The 23554-nt window shown below is 72.7% G+C and carries 19 protein-coding genes and 1 riboswitch; of the genes, 7 read left to right on the forward strand and 12 right to left on the reverse strand.

All coding sequences use genetic code 11. The features are described 5' to 3' along the window. Positions 1-7: 7 nt before the first annotated feature. From cobI to KUF83_RS10430, 10 genes are all read right to left on the reverse strand, one after another. Positions 8-760: a precorrin-2 C(20)-methyltransferase gene (cobI, locus tag KUF83_RS10385; protein WP_217454323.1), complete on the reverse strand. Its 753-nt coding sequence runs from the start codon at positions 758-760 to the stop codon at positions 8-10. Further along, entirely contained in the window at positions 757-2112 is a 1356-nt protein-coding gene (locus KUF83_RS10390; RefSeq protein WP_217454324.1) for a cobyrinate a,c-diamide synthase, read from the reverse strand. Before KUF83_RS10390 ends, cobI begins: the two co-directional genes overlap by 4 nt. After that, positions 2112-2711, reverse strand: coding sequence for a cob(I)yrinic acid a,c-diamide adenosyltransferase (gene cobO, locus KUF83_RS10395; RefSeq protein WP_217454325.1), 600 nt, complete (start codon positions 2709-2711; stop codon positions 2112-2114). Before cobO ends, KUF83_RS10390 begins: the two co-directional genes overlap by 1 nt. Next, positions 2711-4801 carry a putative cobaltochelatase gene (locus KUF83_RS10400; protein ID WP_217454326.1) on the reverse strand — a complete coding sequence of 697 codons (2091 nt, stop codon included), beginning with the start codon at positions 4799-4801 and terminating at the stop codon, positions 2711-2713. The genes cobO and KUF83_RS10400 overlap by 1 nt, the downstream gene beginning before the upstream one ends. Then, positions 4798-8451: a cobaltochelatase subunit CobN gene (gene cobN, locus KUF83_RS10405; RefSeq protein ID WP_217454327.1), complete on the reverse strand. Its 3654-nt coding sequence runs from the start codon at positions 8449-8451 to the stop codon at positions 4798-4800. The genes KUF83_RS10400 and cobN overlap by 4 nt, the downstream gene beginning before the upstream one ends. Further along, the gene (locus KUF83_RS10410) at positions 8448-9956 is read right to left on the reverse strand and encodes a cobyric acid synthase (protein WP_217454328.1); all 1509 of its coding nucleotides are present in this window, start codon (positions 9954-9956) and stop codon (positions 8448-8450) included. The genes cobN and KUF83_RS10410 overlap by 4 nt, the downstream gene beginning before the upstream one ends. Next, positions 9953-10909: a cobalamin biosynthesis protein gene (locus KUF83_RS10415; protein WP_217454329.1), complete on the reverse strand. Its 957-nt coding sequence runs from the start codon at positions 10907-10909 to the stop codon at positions 9953-9955. Before KUF83_RS10415 ends, KUF83_RS10410 begins: the two co-directional genes overlap by 4 nt. Before the next feature lie 108 nt (positions 10910-11017). Beyond that, positions 11018-11161: riboswitch (cobalamin riboswitch) on the reverse strand. A gap of 121 nt (positions 11162-11282) precedes the next feature. After that, positions 11283-11504, reverse strand: coding sequence for a hypothetical protein (locus tag KUF83_RS10420; RefSeq protein WP_217454330.1), 222 nt, complete (start codon positions 11502-11504; stop codon positions 11283-11285). A 12-nt stretch (positions 11505-11516) separates the two neighbouring features. Beyond that, on the reverse strand, positions 11517-12755 hold the full coding sequence (locus KUF83_RS10425) for an inorganic phosphate transporter (RefSeq protein ID WP_217454331.1): 1239 nt from the start codon (positions 12753-12755) through the stop codon (positions 11517-11519). 168 nt (positions 12756-12923) lie between these two features. Then, on the reverse strand, positions 12924-13661 hold the full coding sequence (locus KUF83_RS10430; RefSeq protein ID WP_217454332.1) for a lysozyme: 738 nt from the start codon (positions 13659-13661) through the stop codon (positions 12924-12926). Between the two features lie 194 nt (positions 13662-13855). Between KUF83_RS10430 and KUF83_RS10435 the strand changes: the two genes are divergently transcribed. The 3 genes from KUF83_RS10435 (at position 13856) to KUF83_RS10445 (ending at position 18017) form a co-directional block, all read left to right on the forward strand. After that, positions 13856-14569 carry a class II aldolase/adducin family protein gene (locus KUF83_RS10435; protein ID WP_217454333.1) on the forward strand — a complete coding sequence of 238 codons (714 nt, stop codon included), beginning with the start codon at positions 13856-13858 and terminating at the stop codon, positions 14567-14569. A 725-nt stretch (positions 14570-15294) separates the two neighbouring features. Continuing rightward, the gene (locus KUF83_RS10440) at positions 15295-16431 is read left to right on the forward strand and encodes an alpha/beta fold hydrolase (RefSeq protein WP_217454334.1); all 1137 of its coding nucleotides are present in this window, start codon (positions 15295-15297) and stop codon (positions 16429-16431) included. Between the two features lie 158 nt (positions 16432-16589). Further along, on the forward strand, positions 16590-18017 hold the full coding sequence (locus KUF83_RS10445) for a hypothetical protein (RefSeq protein ID WP_217454335.1): 1428 nt from the start codon (positions 16590-16592) through the stop codon (positions 18015-18017). A gap of 128 nt (positions 18018-18145) precedes the next feature. Here the strand turns inward: KUF83_RS10445 and KUF83_RS10450 are convergent, their stop codons facing one another. After that, complete coding sequence (locus KUF83_RS10450; protein WP_217454336.1) at positions 18146-18559, reverse strand: VOC family protein; 414 nt, start codon at positions 18557-18559, stop codon at positions 18146-18148. Positions 18560-18816: 257 nt separating this feature from the next. On the opposite strand from KUF83_RS10450, the gene KUF83_RS10455 reads away from it, so the two are divergent. The 3 genes from KUF83_RS10455 (at position 18817) to KUF83_RS10465 (ending at position 21973) form a co-directional block, all read left to right on the forward strand. Next, positions 18817-20415 (forward strand): ABC-F family ATP-binding cassette domain-containing protein, encoded by a 1599-nt coding sequence (locus KUF83_RS10455; protein ID WP_217454337.1) that lies wholly within the window; start codon positions 18817-18819, stop codon positions 20413-20415. 412 nt (positions 20416-20827) lie between these two features. After that, positions 20828-21049, forward strand: a complete 222-nt coding sequence (locus KUF83_RS10460) for a helix-turn-helix domain-containing protein (RefSeq protein ID WP_006123601.1) — start codon at positions 20828-20830, stop codon at positions 21047-21049. 132 nt (positions 21050-21181) lie between these two features. Continuing rightward, a complete protein-coding gene (locus KUF83_RS10465) occupies positions 21182-21973 on the forward strand; it encodes an enoyl-CoA hydratase/isomerase family protein (RefSeq protein ID WP_217454338.1) in 792 nt (263 codons plus the stop codon). Between the two features lie 75 nt (positions 21974-22048). On the opposite strand, the gene KUF83_RS10470 is transcribed toward KUF83_RS10465, so the two are convergent. Next, positions 22049-22771 (reverse strand): nucleopolyhedrovirus P10 family protein, encoded by a 723-nt coding sequence (locus KUF83_RS10470; protein WP_217454339.1) that lies wholly within the window; start codon positions 22769-22771, stop codon positions 22049-22051. Positions 22772-22857: 86 nt separating this feature from the next. On the opposite strand from KUF83_RS10470, the gene KUF83_RS10475 reads away from it, so the two are divergent. Beyond that, the gene (locus tag KUF83_RS10475) at positions 22858-23352 is read left to right on the forward strand and encodes an Asp23/Gls24 family envelope stress response protein (RefSeq protein WP_217454340.1); all 495 of its coding nucleotides are present in this window, start codon (positions 22858-22860) and stop codon (positions 23350-23352) included. Positions 23353-23554: the final 202 nt, after the last annotated feature.

A 23554-nucleotide genomic window follows, 5' to 3' on the forward strand; every position in this document is an offset into this window, starting at 1 on the left:
ACGGATCTCACAGCTTGCCGCCGCGTCCGCCGTGGCGCCGGGCGGGCGCGATGAGCGTGGAGAGGTACGGCAGCGGGGCACCGTCCAGTTCCGCCGCGCTCCTGATCGACTCCTCGGGCAGTCCCAGCGCGGACCCCCACACGGCGTCCTCGGCCCGGCCGGTCTCCCGCAGCGCCGCGGCCACCTCCTGGGCGAGCCGCCCGAACTTGTAGGCGACGACGGTCCCGGGCCCGTTCAGCGCGTCCTTGAGCACGGCGGCCCCGGCGGTGACGGGCACGAGAGTCAGCGGTTCGGTCCCCTCGGTCAGTACCGCCCCGGACCGGGCGGCGAGGTCCTGCATGGCGGTGATGCCGGGCACGGTCTCGACGAGGGTCCCCGGCACGAGCCGGGAGACGGTCTGCGCGAGGTAGGTGAACGTCGAGTACACGTTCGGATCACCGATCGTGGCGAAGGCCACGGTGCCGTGCGCCCGCAGCAGTTCGGCCACCCGCTCGCCGGCGGCGTCCCACGCGGCCTCGCGGCGGCCCCGGTCGGACCGCTCGTTGAGCGCGAAGACGACACGTACGACCTTCTCCTGGCCCACGTAGTGCAGCACGGTGGACTCGGCCCGCCCGGGCTCACCGCCGTCCCTGCCGTCGGGCGCGGCCATGACGGGCACGACGACGACGTCCGCCGCCCGGAGGCGGCCGACCCCCTTGACGGTCACGAGCTCGGGATCCCCGGGTCCGACCCCGACCCCGATCAGCCTGCTGTTGCTCATGACGCGACACACCTCTCGACGAACCGGCGGGCGACACCGGGAGCGGACGCCCAATGCGTGTGCAGATAACTCGCGTGCACACCCTGCTGTACGAAACCCTCGACCCGCCGTACGGGGGTGCGCAGCCCCCAGGCGGGAGCCGGCCCGGCCCCCGGGTCCATGACGGTCCGGTGGAACTCGTGTCCTCGCATCCGGCTGCCCGCCTGTGCCAGGACGCTGTCGGAGACCGCCACGGCGTCCCGGTATCCGAGCGTGAGCCGCTCGTCCATCCGTGCCACGGCGTCGACGACACCGCACATCGGCAGGCCGTCGAGCTCACGGGAGAGGTAGAGCAGCCCCGCGCACTCGGCGGCGACCGGTGCCCCGCCCTCGGCGAGCGCGGCCACGGCCTTGCGCAGCGGCTCGTTGGCGGACAACTCCGGCGCGTACACCTCGGGGAACCCGCCCCCGATGACCAACGCCCTTGTCCTGTCCGGAAGGTGCTCGTCCCGGAGTGGATCGAAGGTGACGACCTCGGCTCCGGCGGCGGTGAGCAGTTCGGCATGCTCGGCATAGGAGAAGGTGAAGGCCGGCCCGCCGGCGACAGCGACGACGGGCGCGTGTTCCCTCGGCCCGGCCACGGCCTCGGCCGCGTCCCACGTGTCACCGGACAGCGACCCGGCGCCACGCGCCAGCGCGAACAGCGCATCCAGATCGCACCCGTCCCGCACCTGCGAGGCCATGGCGTCGACCGCCGCGACCGCCCCCGCCCGCCGCTCGGCGACAGGCACCAGCCCGAGGTGCCGAGAAGGCGTGTCCACCTGCGGAGCCCGCCGCAGCACTCCCAGTACGGGCACCCCGGACTGGTCCAGAGCCTCCCGCAGCAACTCCTCGTGCCGAGCGGACGCCACCTTGTTGAGGATCACTCCGCCGATCCGCACCTCGGGATCCCACGATGCGAAACCATGCACCAGCGCGGCCACGGACCGCGACTGCGAGGAGGCGTCCACGACCAGCACCACGGGTGCCCGCAGCAGCTTGGCCACGTGCGCGGTGGAGGCCAGCTCCCCTTCCCCCGCGGCCCCGTCGAACAGCCCCATCACGCCCTCGACCACGGCGAGATCACACCCGCGTGCGCCGTGCGCGAACAGCGGCGCGATCAACTCCGCCCCGCACAGGTAGGCGTCGAGATTGCGTCCCGGGCGCCCGGTGGCGAGCGCGTGATAGCCGGGATCGATGTAGTCCGGCCCCACCTTGTGCGGGGACACGGCGAGCCCCCGCGCGGCGAACGCGGCCATCAGCCCGGTGGCGACGGTGGTCTTGCCGCTGCCCGAGGAGGGCGCGGCGACGACCAGCCGGGGGACGCGGGACATCACCACTCGATGCCCCTCTGCCCCTTCTGCCCGGCGTCCATCGGGTGCTTGACCTTCGACATGTCGGTCACGAGGTCGGCGACCTCGACGAGCTTCTCGGGAGCGTTGCGCCCGGTGATGACGACGTGCTGGGTGCCCGGCCGGTCCCGCAGCACCGCCACGACCTCGTCGACGTCGACCCAGCCCCAGTGCATGGGATAGGCGAACTCGTCGAGCACGTACAGCTTGTACGTCTCGGCGGCGAGGTCCCTCTTGACCTGCTCCCAGCCCTCGCGGGCCTTCTCCTCGTTGTCCATCTGGGAGTCGCGCTGCACCCACGACCACCCTTCGCCCATCTTGTGCCAGTCGACGGACCCGCCCTCACCGCTGGCGCCGAGGACACGCAGGGCGTTCTCCTCGCCGACCTTCCACTTCGCGGACTTGACGAACTGGAACACCCCGATCGGCCACCCCTGGTTCCAGGCGCGCAGGGCGAGCCCGAAGGCGGCGGTGGACTTGCCCTTGCCGATCCCGGTGTGCACGACGACGAGCGGCCGGTTCCGTCGCTGACGGGTTGTCAGACCATCGTCCGGCACGACACTCGGCTGTCCCTGCGGCATTACGCGGCCCTCCTGCTGTTGCCCTGAACGTCCCTGACCAGACCGGCGATCGAGTCGGCCCGCAACTCGTCCAGCGTCACCGCCGTACCGCCGAGCTCACCCGCCAGCAGCCCCGCGAGCCCGAGCCGCACGGGCCCCGACTCGCAGTCGACGACGACGGACGCGACCCCGTCGGCGGCGAACAGCCGGGCGGCCCGACCGGCCAGGGCGACAGGCTCCGGCCCGCCGGTGGCCCGCCCGTCGGTCACCACGACCACGAGCGCCCGGCGCGCCGGATCCCGCAGCCGCTCCACCCGCAGGACGTCGTGTGCCCGCAGCAGCCCGGCGGCGACCGGCGTACGGCCACCGGTGGGCAGCGACTCCAGGCGCACCGCGGCCGCGTCGACCGAAGAGGTGGGCGGCAGCGCCACCTCGGCGGCGGACCCCCGGAAGGTCACGAGCCCCACCTTGTCCCGCCGCTGGTAGGCGTCGAGGAGCAGCGACAGCACCGCGCCCTTCACGGCGCTCATCCGCTGCCTGGCCGCCATCGACCCGGACGCGTCCACGACGAACAGCACGAGGTTCCCCTCGCGGCCCTCCCGCGTGGCCTGCCGCAGGTCGTCCCGCCGTACGACGAGACCGGGCCCGGACCGGCCGCGCGCCCGCTGGTGCGGGGCCGCGGCCTGCACGGTCGCCGCCAGGTGCAGCTTGGTGAGCGCCCCGCGCGGCCGGCGCGCCCCGGTGGTGCGGCCGTGCTCGGTCCGGGCCCGGGACCGCCGGCCGGCGGCCCCCTCGCCGAGACCGGGCACGCTCAGCACCTTCGTGCGGAAGGGCTCGGCGGCCCGTACGGGGGACTGCTCACCCGCGCCGGGCGACGGGGCCTGCCCGTTCTCGTTCTCGGAGGGCGTGCCCTGCGCGGGCACCTCGCCGGAACTCTCGCCGCCGTCACCGTCGTTGCCGTCGTCGGGCCCGTCCTGCGGGGGCCGCCCGCCACCGGGCCCGTCCGGATCCGGGTCGTCCTCGTCGGAGCCGTCGGAACCGTCGGAGTCCTGGGAGCCGTCAGGGCCGCCGGTGGCGTCGGAGCCCCCCGCGTCGTCCCCGCCGCCGAACTCCTCCAGGGTCTCGTCGAGCCTGTCCTCGTCGAGGCCCGGCGCGTCGAAGGGGTTGCGCCTGCGGCGGTGCGGCAGCGCGAGGAGCGCGGCCTGCCGTACGTCCTCTGCCAGTACGTCGGTGCGTCCGGACCACGCGGCCAGCGCGGTCGCGGTCCTGGCCATCACGATGTCGGCCCGCATGCCGTCCACCTCGAACGCGGCGCAGGTCGCCGCGATCTGCCGGAGCGCGCCGTCGCCGAGCCGCACCGACGGCAGCAGCTCCCGCGCGGCCACGATCCGGGCCCGCACGGCGGACTCCTCGTCGGCCCAGCGCGTCGCGAACCCGTCCGGGTCGTCGTCGTACGCGAGCCGCCGCCGCACCACCTCCACCCGCTGGTCGGGCTCACGCGAGGCCGCGACCTCGACGGTCAGCCCGAACCGGTCGAGCAACTGCGGCCGCAGCTCACCCTCTTCGGGGTTCATGGTCCCGACGAGCAGGAACCGAGCCGCATGCCGTACGGAGACGCCCTCGCGCTCCACGTACGAGGCACCCATCGCGGCCGCGTCCAGCAGCAGGTCGACCAGGTGGTCGTGGAGGAGGTTGACCTCGTCCACGTACAGGAGTCCGCGGTGGGCGTCGGCCAGCAGCCCCGGCTCGAAGGCCTTCACGCCCTCCGCGAGGGCCCGTTCGATGTCGAGGGCGCCGACGAGCCGGTCCTCGGAGGCGCCGACGGGCAGTTCGACCATGCGGGCCGGCCGGGACACCCCCGGCCCCGCCTCGTGGGGGCCGTCCGGGCACGCCGGATCGGGGGCGGCCGGCGCGCAGGAGAAGCGGCAGCCGGCCACGACCTCCACCTGCGGCATGAGCGCCGAGAGGGCGCGCACGGCCGTGGACTTGGCGGTGCCCTTCTCGCCGCGGACGAGCACACCGCCCACCGCGGGCGACACGGCGTTCAGCAGCAGCGCGAGCCGCAGGTCGTCCTGGCCGACCACGGCCGTGAACGGGAACGGGGTACTCACTGGTCGTCGCCCTCCAAGTCGCCTTCGAGCTCCAGATAGGTGGCCCGCAGCCTCTCCAGCGTGTCCGCGTCGGGCTCGGCCCACAGCCCGCGCTCGGCGGCCTCCAGGAGCCGCTCCGTGATGCCGCGCAGGGCCCACGGGTTGGACTTCTTCATGAAGTCCCGGTTCTCCGCGTCGAAGACGTACTCGGCGCTGAGCTTCTCGTACATCCAGTCGTCCACGACCCCGGCGGTGGCGTCGTACCCGAAGAGGTAGTCGACGGTGGCCGCCATCTCGAAGGCGCCCTTGTAGCCGTGCCGCCGCATCGCCGCCATCCAGCGCGGGTTGACCACCCGGGCGCGGAAGACCCGGTGGGTCTCCTCGCCGAGGGTGCGGGTCTTGACCTGGTCGGGAGTGGCGGAGTCACCGACGTACGCCTCGGGGGAGGTGCCGGTCAGATGCCTGACCATGGCGACCATGCCACCGTGGTACTGGAAGTAGTCGTCGGCGTCGACGAGGTCGTGCTCGCGGGTGTCGACGTTCTTGGCCGCGACGGCGATCCGCCGGAACGCCGTCTCCATGTCCCCGCGCGCCGCCCGCCCTTCGAGCCCGCGGCCGTACGCGTAGCCGCCCCACACCGCGTACACCTCGGCGAGGTCGGCGTCGGAGCGCCAGTTGCGCGCGTCGATGAGCGGGAGGAGTCCCGCCCCGTACGCGCCCGGCTTCGAGCCGAAGATACGGGCTGTCGCGCGCCGCCGGTCGCCGTGCTCGGCGGTGTCCTCGTCGGCGTGCGCGCGCACGTAGTTGCGGTCGGCGGGCTCGTCCAGGTCCGCCACCGCCCGCACCGCGTCGTCGATCAGCCCGACCACGTGCGGGAACGCGTCACGGAAGAAGCCGGAGATACGGACGGTGACGTCGATGCGCGGCCGGCCCAGCTCCTCCAGGCCCACGACCTCGAAGCCGGTGACGCGCCGCGACGCGTCGTCCCACACCGGCCGGCAGCCCAGCAGCGCCAGGATCTCCGCGATGTCGTCGCCCTGCGTGCGCATCGCGGAGGTGCCCCAGACCGTCAGGCCGACGGACTTCGGGTAGTCGCCGGTGTCCTGGAGGTACCGCTGCACCAGCGAGTCCGCGAGGGACTGCCCCACCTCCCAACTCAACCTGGACGGAATGGCCTTGGGGTCGACCGAGTAGAAGTTGCGCCCGGTCGGCAGGACGTTCACCAGTCCGCGGGTCGGTGAGCCCGAGGGGCCCGCCGGGACGTAACCGCCGTTCAGCGCCTTGAGGATGTGGTCGATCTCGTCCGTCGTACGGGCCAGCCGCGGTACGACCTCACGGCACGCGAACTCCAACACCGCGACGGCGTCCGGGAGTTCACCGCCCAGCACCTCGCGCACGAGGGCGGGGACGGTACCGGCGTCCCAGGCGCGCTCCTCCATGCCCTCCGCGAACCGGCGGCACAGCTGCTCAAGCAGGTCGATGGCGTCGGCCGCTGTCCGTGACGGCCCCTGGACCAGGTCGCTCAGCTCGACCGGCACCTTCAGCGGCGCGCCGGGCTCGGCCAGCAACTCCTTCTCGACCAGCCCGAAGTGCTCGGCGAGACAGGCCCGCAGACCCGGCAGCGCGTTCGCCGCGCCGCCCCACACCTGCGAGGCCCGCAGCACGGCCAGCACGAGGTTCACGCGCGGCTCGGCCTCCGGGCCGCCGCCGAGAATGTGCAGACCGTCCCTGATCTGCACGTCCTTGATCTCGCACAGATAGCCGTCGATGTGCATGACGAACTCGTCGAAGGCGTCGTCGTCGGGCTGGTCGTCCACATGCAGGTCGTGGTGCAGCTCGGCCGCCTTGACCAGCGTCCAGATCTGGGCCCGCACGGCCGGTGCCTTCGCCGGGTCCAGGTCGGACACGAGCGCGTACTCGTCGAGGAGCTGCTCCAGCTTCGCGAGGTCGCCGTAGGTGTCCGCGCGGGCCATCGGCGGTACGAGGTGGTCGACGACCGTGGCGTGCCCGCGGCGCTTGGCCTGGGTGCCCTCGCCGGGGTCGTTGACGATGAACGGGTAGACGAGGGGGAGTTCACCGAGGACGGCGTCCGGCGCGCAGCCCGCGCCGAGCCCGAGTCCCTTGCCCGGCAGCCACTCCATCGTGCCGTGCTTGCCCATGTGCACGACGGCGTCCGCGCCGAAGCTGTTCTCCAGCCAGCGGTAGGCCGCCATGTAGTGGTGCGACGGCGGCATGTCCGGGTCGTGGTAGATCGCGATCGGGTTCTCGCCGAAACCGCGCGGCGGCTGGATCATCACGACGACGTTCCCGAACTGCAGGGACGCCAGCACGATGTCGTCGCCGTCCACGTACAGGCTGCCCGGCGGCTCACCCCACGCCTCCAGCATCCCGTTTCGCAGATCCGGGTCGAGCTTGTCGAACCAGGCCCGGTAGTCGGCCAGCGGCACGCGCGCGGGGGCGGACGCCAGCTGCTCCTCGGTCAGCCACTCGACGTCGTGGCCGCCGGCCGCGATGAGCCGGTGGATCAACTCGTCGCCGTTGTCCGGGTATTCGGTCAGGGCGTAACCGGCGTCCCGCAGCGCGTCGAGGACCCGTACCGCCGAGGCGGGGGTGTCGAGCCCGACCGCGTTGCCGACCCGGGAGTGCTTGGTCGGATAGGCCGTGAAGACGAGCGCGAGCTTCTTGTCCGCGTTGGGCTTGTGCTTCAACCGGGCGTGGCGCACGGCGATTCCGGCGACCCGCGCGGCCCGCTCGGGGTCGGCGACGTACACGGGCACCTCGTCCGGGCCCTGCTCCTTGAACGAGAACGGGACCGTGATGAGGCGGCCGTCGAACTCCGGGATGGCGACCTGCATCGCCGCGTCCATGGGGGACAGCGCCGCGTCGGACGCCTCCCAGACCGCCCGGGAGGAGGTCAGACAGAGCCCTTGCAGGACGGGGACGTCGAGGTCGGCGAGCGCGCCGATGTCCCAGGCCTCCTCGTCACCGCCCGCGGACGCCTGCGAGGCGTGCGTGCCGCCGGCGGCGAGGACCGTGGCGATCAGCGTGTCGGCCCTGCCGAGGATCTCGTACAGCTCCGCGTCGGCGCCGCGCAGCGAACCGCAGTACACGGCAAGGGCGTTGGCGCCCCGGGCCTCGATCGCGTCGCACAGTGTGTCCACGAAGGCGGTGTTGCCGCTCAGGTGGTGGGCCCGGTAGAAGAGCACGCCCACGGTCGGACGGCCCTCGACGTGCGTGCGCCCGCCGTGGACTCCGTACTCGGGCATCTTCCGCGGCTCCTCGAAGCCCTCGCCCGTCAGCAGCACGGTGTCGGAGAGGAAGCGGGCCAGCTCGGCCAGGTTGTCCGGGCCGCCCTCGACGAGGTAGCGCAGCGCTTCCGCGACGACACCCGCGGGCACGGACGACTCGGCCATCAGCTCCGCGTCGGGCACGCTCTCGCCGCCGAGCAGCACGGTCGGAATGCCGGACGCCTTCAGCGCGGCGAGCCCGTCCTCCCAGGCGCGCTTGCCGCCCAGCAGCCGTACGACGGCGACGTCCGCGCCCCGGGCCAGCGCGGGCAGCTCCTCCGCGACGTCCACGCGGGTCGGATTGCCGATCCGGTACGCGGCGCCGGAGGCACGCGCCGCCAGCAGATCCGTGTCGGCGGTCGACAACAACAACACTGTGCTCATGCGGGCGCTCCCGGTGGAATGAAGGGCAGTCCTGAAGGCGCGCCGGACTCGATGAGCCGCCACAGCGCGTCCGTGTCCGCGTGTTCCTCGATCAGATCGCCGAGCCGGTCCAGCTGCTCCTCGCGCAGCCTTGCGAACGACGTGTCGGCGGCCGGTACGAAGCGGCGCCCCGCGGCGGCGGCCACCTCCCGCAGGAAGGCGCGGCGGAAACCGTCCGACTCCAGCGAGCCGTGCCAGTGCGTGCCCCAGACCTCGCCGACCCGGCAGCCGTCCAAGAAGGGTTCGCCACCGGTCACTTCGGCGACCCCGTGATGGATCTCGTACCCCTCGACGGGTTCGCCGAGGGCCTCGCCGACGGGACGGGCGAGGGTCTTCTCCCGCGCGAACCGCACGCGTACGGGGAGGAGTCCGAGCCCCTCCACCCGGCCGGCGCGCGACTCGACCTCGTCCTCGATGTGCTCGCCGAGGATCTGGAAGCCACCGCAGACACCGAGGACGGGACGGCCCTGCGCGGCCCTGGCGGAGATGGCGTCCGCGAGACCGCGCTCCCGCAGCCACTCCAGGGCCTTGACCGTGCCCCGGGTGCCGGGCACGACGACCAGGTCGGCGTCCACCAGTTCCTCGGCCCGGTCCACGAACCGCACGACGACGCCCGGTTCGGCGGCGAGGGCGTCCAGGTCCGTGAAGTTGGACATCAGGGGGATCGCGCAGACGGCCACCCGGAGGATGTCCTCGCCGACCGGGGAGGAGACCTCGGACTCACGGACCGAGCCCCGCAGGGAGACCCTCAGTCCGTCCTCCTCGTCGATGCCGAGCCCGTGCCGGAAGGGCAGGACGCCGTACGCGCGCCGCCCGGTGAGCCCGTGCAGCATGTCGAGGCCGGGTTCGAGCAGCGAGACGTCCCCGCGGAACTTGTTGACGAGGAACCCGGCGACGAGCTCCTGGTCCTCGCGCGACAGCAGGGCCACCGTCCCGAAGAAGGAGGCGAAGACACCACCGCGGTCGATGTCCCCCACCACGAGCACGGGCAGGCGCGCGTTGCGTGCGATCCCCATGTTCACGATGTCCGTCCGCCGCAGGTTGATCTCGGCGGGACTGCCCGCCCCCTCACAGATCACCGCGTCATACGTGCCCCGCAACTCGGCCAGACAGTCCAGCACGGTCCCGAGCAACGCCTCCTGGCGCCCGCCGTGGTACCCGCGCGCACTCATCTCGCCCACCGGTCTGCCCATGAGGACGACCTGGCTGCTGCGGTCGCTGCCCGGCTTGAGCAGCACGGGGTTCATGAGCGCGGTGGGTTCCACGCGGGCGGCCTGCGCCTGCATGGCCTGCGCCCGGCCGATCTCCGCGCCTTCCTGCGTGACGAACGAGTTCAGCGACATGTTCTGCGCCTTGAACGGTGCGACCTTCACACCCTGCCGCACCAGCCACCGGCAGATCCCGGCGGTCACGACGCTCTTGCCCGCGTCGGACGTGGTGCCGGCGACGAGGAGTCCCCCGCTCATGTCGTACGCCCCTTCGTGAGAAGCCCCCCGGCGAGCAGCCGCCCCGCGACGCTCGCACCCAGCGCGAGCAGACTCACGCGTCGCGAGAGCCGGACGGCCCGCTCGATGTCCGCGACCCGTACGGCCCGCCCCGGCCCGTTGAGCACGGGCCGGTGTTCGACCCGCCCTCCGTACGAGAGCGTTCCGCCGAGCCGCACCCCCAACGCCCCCGCGAACGAGGCCTCGACGGGTCCGGCGTTGGGACTGGGATGCCGGCCGGCATCCGCCCGCCAGGCGCGGACCGCTCCCCGCGGGTCGCCTCCGGCGACGGTCGCGAGGACGGCCGTCAGCCGGGCTCCCGGCCACCCCGCCACGTCGTCGAGCCGCGCGGAGGCCCACCCGTAACGGCGGTGGCGGGCCGATCTGTGTCCGACCATGGCGTCCAGCGTGTTGACGGCCCGGAACCCGACCAGACCGGGCACGCCGGCCACGGCGCCCCACACCAGGGCGCCCACCACGGCGTCGGAGGTGTTCTCGGCGACCGACTCGACCACGGCACGGGCGATCCCGTCGGCGTCCAGCGCCTGCGGATCGCGCCCGCACAGGTGCGGCAGCCGCTCGCGGGCCACTTCGACGTCCCCGGCGTCGAGCGCCCCGCCGATGGCCCGGGCCTCACGCCCGAGTGAAGTCCCCCCGACGACGGCCCAGGTGGCGGCGGCGGTCAGCGCGACGGAGGCGGTACGAGAGGTACGTACGGAACGGTCGGCGGCCACGGCGAGGGCCACGGCGCCGCCCGCGCACACGGCGGTGTGCAGCGCACCCCACCCGCGGTGGTCACGCCACAGGACGCGCTCCACGGCGCCCGCGGCCCGGCCGAACGCGGCGACCGGATGCCCCCGGCGGGGATCGCCGAGCAACAGGTCACCGAGGAGGCCGGCGGCGGCGCCGTACGCGAAGACGCGGTCGGCACACATCGGTTCAGCCCGCCGTTACGCGAGACGGAAACCTCGTACTGGGCACACTGGTCCACAACAGGCAGCCGCGCATGGCGATATGTCCTCACTCAGGGTGTCCACGCCCTGGTTCGACGAGACCGACGGCGAGAGTTCCTGGCTCCCGGGGGATGGATTCCCCGGTAACAGTGGCGGGACCGCGCCGGATTCGCACCGGCTTCCTCTTCTGCCGTCGTACATGGCTCCGGCAGTCCACCACGGCCCGAGAACACCCGTCAACTTGCTGTTGACCTGCGAAGGGAGAGTGTGCTGAGCCCCACACGCGGACGCGGGACGGCCCCGCCGACCAAGGGGTCGACGGGGCCGTCCCGTACCGAACGGACGTGCTGCGGGGTCAGGCGACGATCAGATAGATCCCGTACGTCACGGCTGCCGCGCAGGCCGCGAAGCAGGCGTACGCGCCGGTGACCGCGAGGGTCGCGGAGTTGCCCTGGGCGGAGGCCGACTCCCTCTTGGAGAGGCCGACGATGCCGAGGGTGAAGAGGCCCACGAGGGCGACGGTGACGATGAGGCTGGCTCCGAACACGGAACCGAGGGCTGCCCAGTCGATTTTCATGCTGTTCGTTCCTTACACCGTGGCCGGACGGGCGGGCTCGGCGTCCGGGCCCGGGATGGTGGTCTTCAGGTCGTCGGCCGCGGCGACCACGCCCACGGGGGGCGGGGAGACGGCGGCGATCGCGGTGGTCACGACGCCCGCGGGCTCGCCGTCGACGTCGTTGACGTTGTCGACGGTGACGGGCTGGCGGCGGGACAGGATCCAGATGACCGCCGAGCCGGCGACCAGCAGCGTGCCGGTGAGGACGATGCCCCAGGTGCCCTGCTTGGTGAGGAACTCGGCGCCCGCGCCGACCAGGCCGGCTGCGGGGAGCGTGAGGCCCCAGGCGACGAACATCCGGGTCGCGGTCGACCAGCGGACGACGCCGCCCTTGCGGCCGAGGCCCGAGCCCATCACGGCGCCGGAGCAGGACTGGGTCGTGGAGAGGGAGAAGCCGAGGTGCGAGGAGGCCAGGATGACCGTCGCGGCGCTGGTCTGGGCGGCGAAGCCCTGCGGCGGCGCGAGGTCGGTGAGGCCCTTGCCCATGGTGCGGATGATGCGCCAGCCGCCCAGGTAGGTACCGAGCGCGATGGCGATACCGGCCGAGACGATGACCCACATGGGGGGATTCGACCCGGGCGCGATCGCACCGCCGGTGACCAGGGCCAGGGTGATGATGCCCATGGTCTTCTGCGCGTCGTTCGTGCCGTGGGCCAGGGAGACCAGGCCCGCGGAGGTGATCTGACCCGCGCGGTAGCCCTTGGAGGTCGCCTTCTCACCGGCCTGCTTGCTGATCCGGTACGTGAGGCGCGTGGCGAGCATCGCGGCGAGTCCGGCCACCAGCGGCGCGGCCACCGCGGGGATCAGGACCTTGCTGATCACGGTCGAGCCGTTCACCGACGACCAGCCGGCCGACATGACCGCGGCGCCGATCAGGCCGCCGAAGAGTGCGTGGGAGGAGCTGGAGGGCAGACCCAGGAGCCAGGTCAGCAGATTCCACAGGATGGCGCCGACGAGCGCCGCGAAGATCACCTCTGTGCGGATGCCCTCCTCGTTGATGATGCCCCCGGAGATCGTCTTGGCGACCTCCACGGAGAGGAACGCACCGACGAGGTTCAGCACGGCGGACATGGCCACCGCCGTCTTGGGCTTGAGAGCGCCGGTCGAGATGGTCGTCGCCATCGCGTTGGCAGTGTCGTGGAAACCGTTCGTGAAATCGAACACGAGAGCGGTGACGATCACGATTCCGAGGAGGAGCGTGATGTGTTCCATTTACCCAGGCTTCTGTTGGACGACAGTGGCATGGGGAACGTAGGCAACCTGGATGAACGGAAGATGAACTGAGTCGGGCGATGGGGTGACCCGATAGAGGTGCCGCCGTTCCGCTTGTGTCGGACCGGCGGCGGAAACCCTCGAACACAGGCGGAACAGAGGCATCCGCTACCCCCTCGCGAACCTCTTCAGCTGGGACTGTGACCCGTTGAAGAGATTCTGGTCACCCGGCAGACTGCCGCTGTTGTCGTACTGCCAGAACGTCCAGAACTCCCAGCCCGCCGGCAGCGGCCCCGCGGAGGTGCTGTAGCGGGCCAGCCACAGCGGATGGTCGGCGAAGGCGGAGCTGTCGCCCGTGCACCTCCTCCACCAGTCGCGGTTGGTGTAGACGACCGGCCGGCGGCCTGTCTGCCGCTTCACCTCGTCGCTGAAGGCCCTGATCCAGCCGACCATTCTGGCCTTGCTCAGGCCGTAGCACTTGTTCTCGCCGTACGGGTTGTACTCGATGTCCAGCGCGGGCGGCAGCGTCCAGCCGTCCGCCCGCCAGTCGCCCCCGTTGCGCAGGAAGTAGGCGGCCTGGGCCGTTCCCGACGACCGGTGCGGCAGGGCGAAATGGTAGGCACCGCGGACGATGCCCGCCTCGCGGGCGCCGTTGTACTGCCCGTCGAAGTACGGGTTGCGGTACGTGGTGGACTCGGTCGCCTTCACGTAGACGAACGCGGCGCCCTTGCTCTTCGCCGCCGGCCAGTTCACGTTCTTCTGGTGCGAGGACACGTCGTGTCCCCTCGGCCGGTCGGCCGCCGAGGCCGGCACCTCGGCGAGAGCCGTACCGCCGAGTGCCACCGTCGCCACGGAGGCCGCGACGAGGCGGGCGCGGTGACGGGACGGTTGGTGATCACGAGCCATGTTTCCCCCGGAATGGCAGCACACACGAAAAATCTCCCAGAGGTTACTGGAAAATCACGGAAAGCAAGTCATCGGCCGGGCATGGACACTTGACGACCTGTTCGTTCCTGTTCGCGGTGCTTCTGTTGCTCGATTCCGCCCGCCTGCGCCCTCGCCGGCACGGACTTTGGGCGGGCTGCTGGCAGGATCACGGCATGGCCGAGCGGCGGCGGGACACGGGAGACGGACGGGGCGCGGAAGGGCCGGGCGCGCCCGGGGCGGGGGAGGAGCTGGCCCGCGCGTGGGGCGAGCTCGTGGCGACGGCCCGCCGGACGGTGGCCGAGGGCCTGGTCGTCGGCACGTCGGGCAACGTCTCGGTGCGGGTGGGCGACACCGTCCTGGTCACGCCGACCGGGGTCCCGTACGACCGGCTGACACCCGAGGACGTCTGCGGGGTCTCCCTCGACGGCCGGCAGGTGCTCGGTCCGCTCGTTCCGACCAGCGAGACGCCCATGCACCTCGCCGTCTACCGGGCCACCGACGCACGCGCCGTCGTCCACACCCACGCCGTGCACGCGACGGCCGTGTCGACCCTCGTCGGCGAGCTGCCCCTCGTCCACTACATGGCCGCCGACCTCGGCGGACCCGTCCGTGTGGCCCCCTACGCGACCTACGGCACGGAGAAGCTGGCCGAGAACATGCTCGGGGCCCTGCGCGACCGCACCGCCTGCCTCCTCCAGAACCACGGCACCCTCGCACACGGCGCCACCCTCGCCCAGGCCTACGACCGCACCGCGCAGCTCGAATGGATGTGCCGCGTGTGGCTCACCGCGTCGTCCGTCCCCGGCCTCACCCCCACCCTGCTGACCGAGGCCCAGGTGGCGGAAGCGGGGGAACGCCTGAAGGGGTACGGCCAGCCGCGGCCCTGAGCGGCCGCGCCGGGCCACGCAGGACCACGGCGGACCGGGCAGGACCACGGTGGACCGCGCCGGACCGCGCAGGACCGTGCCGGACCGCGCCTCGGCCCAGCCGAGGGGCGGGGCTCGCGGCTCCCCAGGAGCGGCGCCGGGCCATCGGCGACACCCAGTGGGCCAGGCGGCAAGGGGCGGCACGGGCCTCTCGGGCTCCAGCGCCGAGACGGCGACGGGAAGCCGGGCCGACGGCTGCGCAGACGCGGCGGCGGTTCGGAGGGGGCGCAGGGGCGACACCGGCCTCCGGTCCTCGCTACGCCGAGGCGGTGCCGGGACAGCGCCGAGTGGAAGGGCTCTCGGCTGCGCAGGCCCCGTACCGGCCTCGAGGGTTCCGAGCTGCCGGGGACCGGGCCCCCCGCTGCCCCCGGCTGCACCGGGCGGTGCCGGGCTCGCGGGCAGGGCAGAGACGGCACCGGGCCCTCGCGCTCCGCAGGTACAACGCCGGGCCCCCGCGGTCCGTAGGTACGGCACCGCAGGGGTCCGTAGGTACGGCACCGGGCCCTCACGGTCCGCAGGCACGGCGGCGGGGTCCTCCTCCCGCCGTGCGGCGCCGACCGGGGCGGCGCGACAGGGGGGCGTGCCCGCGCGGGGTGCCGAGCGGGGCGTACCCGCGCGGCGTGCCGGGCTCACCCCTGCCGCCCTGTCCACTGGCCGACAGCGGGCTCCGTCAGGAGACTGGACCCGTGCGCACCGTGAAGCCGACGACCGCAGCCCTGTCCACCGCCGTCACCGTGGCCATGGCCGGCGCGGCCGCCGTCGCGGCCGGCCGCCTTGCCAGCGACGCCGCCCTGAAGGCGCCGCCGGGCAGACCGCTGCCCACCGAACCCCGGCTCACCGTGCACGCCACGGCCGCGGGCCGGATCGCCCTGACCCGCGCCCTGGCCTCCCAGCGCCCCGGCGTCTACGGTCTCAGCGGCGACGGCAGCCACGCGGTCGTCGGCCCGCTCATGACCGGCGCCCCGCACACCGCCGACACGGTGGTACGCCGCCTGGAGCGCGTCAGCCACGGCACCCTGGAACCCGGCGACAAGGTCTGGTTCACCCCCGGCCTGCACATCGGCGACCCGGGCGCAGCCCTCGGCCTCGACCACGCCGACGTGGACGTCCCCGGCGAACTGGGCCCTCTGCCCGCCTGGTTCGTGCCGGCCGCCCGCGACACCTGGGTGATCACCGTGCACGGCCTCGGCGCCACCCGCGAACACCCCATGAACGTCATGGAGTTCCTGCACCGCCAGCACTTCCCCGTCCTCGACCTCGCCTACCGCGGGGACCTCGGCGCGCCCCGCCCCCGGGACGGCCTCAGCCACCTCGGCGAGACGGAGTGGCGCGACCTGGACGCGGCCATCCGCTTCGCCGTGCGGTACGGCGCCGAACGGGTCGTCCTGTACGGCTGGTCCACCGGCGCCACCATGGCGCTGCGCGCCGCCACGCACTCCCCGCTCCGCGACCGGATCCGCGGCCTCGTGCTGGACTCACCCGTCCTCAGCTGGGAGACCACGCTGCGCGCCCTCGCCACGGCCCGCCGCACCCCCGGTGCCCTGCTGCCCCTGGCCGTCCGTGCCGCCCAGGGCCGCACGGGCCTGCACGGCGACCGCGTCGAGGACGCCGCCGCCCCCGGACGGCTCAAGGTGCCTGCCCTCGTCCTGCACGGCCCCGACGACACCGTCGCCCCCTGGGGGCCCTCGCGCCGTCTCGCGGCCCGCCGCCCCGACCTCGTCACCCTGCACACGGTCCACGGCGCACCGCACGGAGCCATGTGGAACGCCGACCCGGCCGGCTACGAAGAGGCCCTCCGCCGCTTCCTCACCCCTCTGATGTAACCGCCTCACGCCCCGGCGCGGGAGCTTCCGTTTAACCGTGTACCAGCAGGTCGCACACACCCCGGGGGCGTCCGCCGGAACCGGTGCGCGGACCGCCCCCACGGCCCCGCGCGGCATTCCGTTTGGGTTTTCGGACCGTCAACCGGAAGACTGCCCCCGTGACGTCCCGTATCCCGCGCGACTCCAGGCTCCGACTCGTCCGCCCGCGAACCCTGGCCGCCGCCCCCCGAGCGATGACCCAGCGGCCCGCCCGCCGACCTGCGCCCCGCCCGCCGGAGGGCACACCGGCACCGGCGGAACTCGCCCGTATGGCGCGCGCCGTGCTCGCCGGCGCGGCCCGGGTCGCCCGCTGGGCCGACGCCACCCTGAGCTCCGGCCGGCACCGCGACGGCACCGCCTCCGGTGGTACTGACGACGGAGGTTCGGAGGGCAAGGGCACGCTCTCCGACGCCACCGCCCAACGGGCCGCCACGGACCTGTCCCTGACCCCGGACCAGGTCCGCGCGGACTGGGACATCGCCCGGCTTGCGGGCCTCGTCGAGGTGCACGGGGGCACCGCACGCCCCGGCTGGCGGCTGCGCGCCTGGAACCGCGACGACAGCGCCGTACTGCGCGGCTGGGTCGCCTTCTTCGACGCCTGGTCGCTCGCCCACCCCGGCCCCGACGGACGCGAACCCGCCGCCGTCGCCGAGGTCGTCTCGGCGATGCCGCAGGTCCTCTCCTTCCTCCAGCTGTCCGCCGGCCCCGTCCCCGTGCCGCAGCTCCTCGACCTGCTGGAGCAGCGCGTCACCGAACTGCGCACCGAGCGCTGCGAGATCCCCTACGGACCGCAGCCCGAGCCCGTGGAGAGCCCGGCCGAGGACACCCCCCTCGCGCCCCTGCTCGACTGGGCCCTGCACGCCCTCGCGGCCGTCGGCGCCCTCACCTGCGCCGACGGTCAGGCCACGCTCACCCCGCTCGGCAACTGGGCGGTCTGGGTCAAGCTGGAGCAGATCTGCGTGGCCGCCCAGAGCCCCGCCGGGAACATCGAGCAGGGCGCCGAGGACATGCTCCGCGGCTGCGCCCAGCTGCGGCCCAACGCGGCCCGCGCCGAGTACCGGGCCTGGCTCGCCGCCCGTCCCGTCGGCAGCGCCGTCACCGAACTGCTCGGCGCCGCGCGCGGCGAGGACGCCCTCCTGCGCGGGCTGGCCTTCGAGGCGCTGCGCGTGGTCGGCGCCCCCGCCGAGCCGGACGTCCGCTCCGTGGCGGACGAGAGCTACCTGCGCCCGTACGCCCTGCTGTGGCTCGCCGAGCACGACGGGCACGACCCCGAGGACGCCCACCTGGTGCTCACCCGCGAGGAGGCCACCTGGCTGTGGGTCGACACGGCCGCGGCCGTCGCCGACCACGGTGAGGCCCCGCTCCTCGTACGGCACCTGGAGTCCGCGGTGCAGCCGACCGTCCCCGCGCTCCTCGACGAGGTACGCGCGGTCGGCCACCCCCGCACCGTCCAGGTCCTGGTCGCGCTCGCCGCCGCACACCCCGACCCGGCCCTCGCCAAGGCCGTACGCCGTGCCGCCTTCCAGGTCCACACCGGCGGCAACTAGACCGCCGGACAGGACGGTTGGACGGACGAACGTCTGATCTGTCAGCCGGTCAACCGGTCAGCCGGTTCGTCTGGCTGGCCGGCCGACTGACGGCCCGGCTCCGGGGCGGCCGGGCAGGGGCCGGTTCGTCAGACCCGGGTCTCCGGGGCGTACGTGCCGAAGCTCCAGATGTTGCCCTCGATGTCCCGGGCCATGTAGTCCCGCGACCCGTAGTCCTGGTCCGTCGGGGGCATCAGGATCTCCGCCGCGTGGTCCACGGCCCGCTGGTGGTGTGCGTCCACGTCGTCCACGACGACGTACACCCCGGTGGGCCCCGCGCTCTTCATGGCCTCGTCGAAGCGGCTGCCCGTGCCCTTGGAGCCCAGCATCACCGCGCCGTTGCCCTGCACCAGCTCGGCGTGCACCACCTTGCCGTCCTCGTCCTCGTACACCGAGGCCTCGGTGAAGCCCAGGGCCTCGGTGAGCTGCTTGATCGCGGACTTGGCGTCCGCGTACAGCAACGTCGGATAGATGCTCGGGCGCCCGCCGTCCGTGCCTGCCATACCGATCACTCCCTCTGGTCCCGCTGTCCCGCCCGCTGCCGGAACATCGCCTGAATGTGACCTGCCCCACAGTCTCGCACCCGGCACCGACAACGCCCTGCCGGGCAATGAGCGTCACAGTCCCGAACACCCGCACGCAGGAAAAGTGGTTGCATCGCCCCGTTAGACTTGGCCCATGGCCATTCTCCTCGCGCACTAGACGGCGTGAACGACCACAGCCGCCCGCCCCGTCACCAACCCTGCCCAGGAGTCTGTCCGTGATTTCCGCTTCCGGTATCGAGCTACGTGCCGGTGCCCGCGTCCTCATCGAGTCCGCCACCTTCCGCATCACCAAGGGCGACCGCATCGGCCTGGTCGGCCGCAACGGAGCGGGCAAGACCACGCTCACCAAGGTCCTCGCCGGCGAGGGCACCCCCGCCGCGGGCGCCGTCACCCGCTCCGGCGAGGTCGGCTACCTCCCCCAGGACCCGCGCACCGGCGACCTCGACATGCTGGCCCGCGACCGCGTCCTGTCCGCGCGCGGCCTGGACACCCTGATCCGCAAGATGCGCGAGAACGAACAGCGCATCGCGAACGGCTCCGGCGCCACCCGCGAGAAGGCGATGCGGCAGTACGAGCGCCAGGAGACCGAGTTCCTCACCAAGGGCGGGTACTCCGCCGAGGCCGAGGCCGCCACCATCGCCGCCGCGCTCAACCTGCCCGACCGGGTGCTCGGCCAGCCCCTCCACACGCTCTCCGGCGGTCAGCGCCGACGTATCGAGCTGGCCCGCATCCTCTTCTCGGACGCGGACACCCTGCTCCTCGACGAGCCGACGAACCACCTCGACGCCGACTCGATCGTCTGGCTGCGCGACTACCTGAAGACGTACCGCGGCGGCTTCATCGTGATCTCCCACGACGTCGACCTGGTCGAGACGGTCGTCAACAAGGTGTTCTACCTGGACGCCAACCGCGCCCAGATCGACGTCTACAACATGGGCTGGAAGCTGTACCAGCAGCAGCGCGAGGCCGACGAGAAGCGCCGCAAGCGCGAGCGGCAGAACGCCGAGAAGAAGGCCTCCGCCCTCCACTCGCAGGCCGACAAGATGCGCGCCAAGGCCACCAAGACCGTCGCCGCGCAGAACATGGCCAAGCGCGCGGACAAGCTCCTCGCCGGTCTGGAGGCCGAGCGGAAGTCCGACAAGGTCGCCAAGCTGCGCTTCCCCGAGCCCTCCCCGTGCGGCAAGACCCCGCTGATGGCCGAGGGCCTGTCCAAGTCGTACGGCTCGCTGGAGATCTTCACCGACGTCGACCTGGCCATCGACAAGGGCTCCCGCGTCGTCATCCTCGGCCTGAACGGCGCCGGCAAGACGACCCTGCTCCGCCTCCTCGGCGGCGCCGAGAAGCCCGACACGGGCGAGGTCATCGAGGGTCACGGCCTCAAGCTCGGCTACTACGCGCAGGAGCACGAGACGCTCGACCCCGAGCGCACGGTCCTGGAGAACATGCGCTCGGCCGCCCCCGACCTGGACCTCGTCGAGGTCCGCAAGACGCTCGGCTCGTTCCTCTTCTCCGGCGACGACGTCGACAAGCCGGCCGGTGTCCTGTCCGGCGGCGAGAAGACCCGCCTCGCGCTCGCCACCCTCGTGGTCTCGTCGGCGAACGTCCTGCTCCTCGACGAGCCGACGAACAACCTCGACCCGGCCAGCCGCGAGGAGATCCTCGGCGCCCTGCGCACCTACAAGGGCGCGGTCGTCCTCGTCACCCACGACGAGGGAGCCGTCGAGGCGCTCCAGCCCGAGCGGATCATCCTGCTGCCCGACGGCGTCGAGGACCTGTGGGGCGCCGACTACGCGGATCTGGTGGCCCTCGCCTGAGCGGCCGAACCGGCGGCCGGTCCACGCGCGTTCCCCGTACGGCCCCCGTGCGGTTCCACGCGCCGTCCGGGTGCTTGATCGAATCACTGATCCACTTCGTATGGATCATTCGGCCGATCCGTGATCCATCATCTGTGTGAGATCTCCTCGTACCGAGGTGTGTCCTACATCGATTTCGCGGCCGGGCTCCTCCTTCCCGAGGGCCCGGCCGTCGCGCGTCGCTGACCTGGACATTCACGGCCGACCTCGTTCGGCCGTACGGACAAGGACGGATGGAATCCATGATTCCGCTCGTGGTGACGGGCTTCCGCGGCACAAAGCTTGTCCTACCGACCTTGCCGAATGGGTGGCCAGGAAGCTCTTGAGGGGTGATCATGAGAAGTCCAGAGCGCACTTCCTTGAGGAGGCACGGGTGGCCGAGACTCTGAAGAAGGGCAGCCGGGTAACCGGCGCCGCGCGCGACAAGCTCGCGGCAGACCTGAAGAAGAAGTACGACTCCGGTGCGAGTATCCGGGCGCTGGCCGAAGAGACCGGCCGCTCGTATGGCTTCGTGCACCGGATGCTCAGTGAGTCGGGCGTCACGCTGCGTGGGCGTGGCGGAGCGACGCGGGGCAAGAAGGCCGCGTCGGCCTGACGCCGGGCGGCGCCTCGTTCTCCGATGGTGACCACCCGGTCGGTCGATCGACCGCCCGGGTGGTTACTGTGCAGTCACTTAAGGGTGTGCTTCCACGGCACCCGCTCTGACCGCACCCATCGGAGGCGCCCCATGGCTTCGTTCGACCCGCTGCTCGACAAGGACGGCGTACGGCTCACCGTCGACGACGCGATCGCCACGGTGACGCTGACCAACCCGGCCAAGCGCAACGCGCAGAGCCCCGCTCTGTGGCGGGCGCTGGCCGAGGCGGGCCGGCTGCTGCCGGGCACCGTCCGTGTCGTCGTGCTGCGCGCCGAAGGCAAGTCCTTCTCCGCGGGGCTCGACCGGCAGGCGTTCACGCCCGAGGGGTTCGAGGGCGAGCCGTCCTTCATCGATCTCGCGCGGGGAACCGACGCCGAGCTCGACGAGGCCATCGCCGGATACCAGGAGGGTTTCACCTGGTGGCGGCGGAGCGACATCGTGTCCATCGCCGCCGTGCAGGGACACGCCATCGGGGCGGGCTTCCAGCTCGCGCTCGCGTGTGACCTGCGCGTCGTCGCGGACGACGTGCAGTTCGCCATGCGCGAGACCGGCCTCGGCCTCGTCCCGGACCTCACGGGCACGCATCCGCTGGTGGGACTCGTCGGCTACGCCCGGGCGCTGGAGATCTGCGCCACGGGCCGGTTCGTGCTGGCCGACGAGGCCCAGCGGACCGGGCTCGCGAACATCGCCGTACCGGCCGGCCAGCTCGACGACACGGTGGGTGAACTGACCGCCGCGCTGCTCGCCGCGCCCCGTGACGCCCTCATCGAGACGAAGACCCTGCTGCAGGGTGCGGTGAGCCGTACGTACGAGGAGCAGCGGACCGCCGAGCGCGGCGCCCAGGGGCGGCGACTGCGGGACCTCGCCGGGGTGGGCGACTGAGGCCGTCCCGAGCGGGCGAAGGCGCGGGGCCGGGCGCCCGCTACGGAGCCGTATGACGTTCCTGGCCCCGAGCGCCTAGGAGCCCGGGCTCACCGCGGTCACCAGGACAGCCACCGATGGGTGATCGGGAAGCGCCTCCGTGACCTTCGCGCGGACGGCCCGGGCCACGTCCAGTGCGCGCCCGGCCGTCCCGACCCTGATCTCCACGAGGACGTGACGGCGGGGGAGGGCCGTGTCGGCGTGGCGCTCTTCGACGCGGGCCTTGCGGCTCAGGGCGGTCACGCCCGGGACGGAGAGGGCCGCGGCGCTCACGCGCGCCTCGTCCGTGTCGGGAGCGGGGTGCGGTTCGTCGGGTCGTGCGTCGTCGGGCTCGGCGGGCAGCGCGGGGTCCGCGCCGTCCTCCAGCAGACCCGTCACCCGTAGGTCCACCTCCGTGACCGACAGACCCAGGCGGTCCGTCGCCGTCGAGGCGAGGGCCGCGCGCAGGCGGGACGCGGTCATGGGGAGGGGCTCGTCCGGGGTGAGCGGCGCCGCGAACTCCGCGGTGATCCGCAGGGGACCCGGTGGCAGCGCGCTCGGCGGCGCGGGCACGGCGGGCTCGGACGCGTCGTCCGGGTCGGTGAGAGACAGGCGCAGCGCGTCGAGACGTACGCCCGGCACTTGACGCACCGCGCGGCGCAGCACGGAAGTGGCCGCCGCTTCAGTGATCCACGCGCCGTCGTGAGCGCCGCCCAGCGGCAGCAGCCTGCCGAGGCCGATCTGGTGCCGTACCGCCTGGGTCCATCGGTCCGCCGTCATTGCTCCAGCCTGCCGCATCCCCGGCGCGCGACGCGGCAACCCGACTTAGTGTGGTCGAAGAGGCCTACCGAAAGGGATGCACGGCGATGAGCGACATGACGCAGCGGAACCGCCCGGAGAGCCCCGAGGTCGAACAGACGGACCCGCAGCAGACGAGGAAGACCGGCGTGACCAAGCGCGGGGGTGGTGACCCGGCCGCCCGGGGGCGCACCACCATCGCCGACGGCGTCGTCGAGAAGATCGCCGGGCTCGCCGCCCGTGACGTCCTCGGCGTGCACGCCATGGGCAGCGGGATCTCGCGGACCTTCGGCGCCGTACGCGACCGGGTACCGGGCAGCGGCGCCAAGTCCGTCACCCGTGGCGTCAAGGCCGAGGTCGGTGAACTGCAGACCGCACTCGACCTGGAGATCGTCGTCGACTACGGCGTGTCCATCGCCGACGTCGCCCGCGACGTCCGGGAGAACGTCATCGCGGCCGTCGAGCGGATGACGGGCCTGGAGGTCGTCGAGGTCAACATCGCGGTCAGCGACGTCAAGCTGCCGGACGAAGAGGACGAGGAACCGGAGTCCCGGCTCCAGTGACGCCGCACCGGTGAACCGCCGGTGCCTGTTGAGTGACCTGCTGAGGAGCGCACCATGAGCATGGCCGTGATCGGCATGATCGCCGGAATGGCGCTGGGCTTCGCCGGGTACTTCGGCGGGTTCGGTGCCTTCCTCCTGGTGGCGGCGCTGGGAGCCATCGGCTTCGTCGTGGGCCGCTTCCTGGAAGGAGACCTCGATCCCG

Source organism: Streptomyces sp. BV286 (assembly GCF_019090165.1).
Classification (GTDB): domain Bacteria; phylum Actinomycetota; class Actinomycetes; order Streptomycetales; family Streptomycetaceae; genus Streptomyces.